The sequence below is a fragment of the Xanthomonas populi genome (assembly GCF_002940065.1).
Classification (GTDB): domain Bacteria; phylum Pseudomonadota; class Gammaproteobacteria; order Xanthomonadales; family Xanthomonadaceae; genus Xanthomonas; species Xanthomonas populi.
This window is the reverse complement of the sequence record NZ_MDEJ01000310.1, coordinates 1-646: the sequence shown is the minus strand read 5'-3', so window position 1 is coordinate 646 and position 646 is coordinate 1. Positions and strand designations below refer to the sequence as shown.

Below are 646 nucleotides of genomic sequence, written 5' to 3'. Positions count from 1 at the left end.
TGTGTCGCGTGCTGGGTGTCAGCCGCTCGGGCTACTACGGCTCCCGTCAACGCGCCAAGCTGGCGCCCAAGGCTTGCCAGTCTCAAGCAAGGTGCTGGCGCGGCAATTCAAGCCGAGCGGCCCCAACCAGGCCTGGGTGAGCGACATCACCTGCATCCGCACACGCAGCGGCTGGCTGTCCCTTGCGGTGGTGCTGGACCTGTACGCCCGCAAAGTCGTGGGCTGGGCGATGGCGCCGACCATGCATGCCGAGTTGGTATGTGCGGCGCTGCAACTGGCCATCGCGCAACGCCAACCGGCGCCGGAGCTGATTGTTCATTCCGACAGGGGAAGCCAGTACGCCAGCGCGCTGCATCAGGCACTGCTGGCTCGTCACGACCTGGTCGGCAGCATGAGCCGCAAGGGCCACTGCTGGGAAAACGCGGTGATGGAGCGCTTCTTCCTGCGTCTGAAAACGGAGCGGGTCTGGCAGCGCGACTACGCCAACCACGCCGAGGCCATGACGGACATCGTCCACGACATCGTGGGCTTCTACAACAGCGTGCGGCTGCACTCCACACTGGGCAACTTGCCACCCAATGCCTTCGAGCAGCAATCGGCAATCAAACAACCCATCGTCGTGTCCGAAAAAACTTGACCACGACAC

The 646-nt window shown here is 63.8% G+C and carries 1 pseudogene; it reads left to right on the top strand.

Going from position 1 to position 646, the window contains the following annotated elements:
* Positions 1–73 precede the first annotated feature (73 nt).
* Positions 74–637: pseudogene (locus tag XpopCFBP1817_RS21040) on the top strand (IS3 family transposase); the annotation flags it as partial.
* Between the last annotated feature and the right edge of the window lie 9 nt (positions 638–646).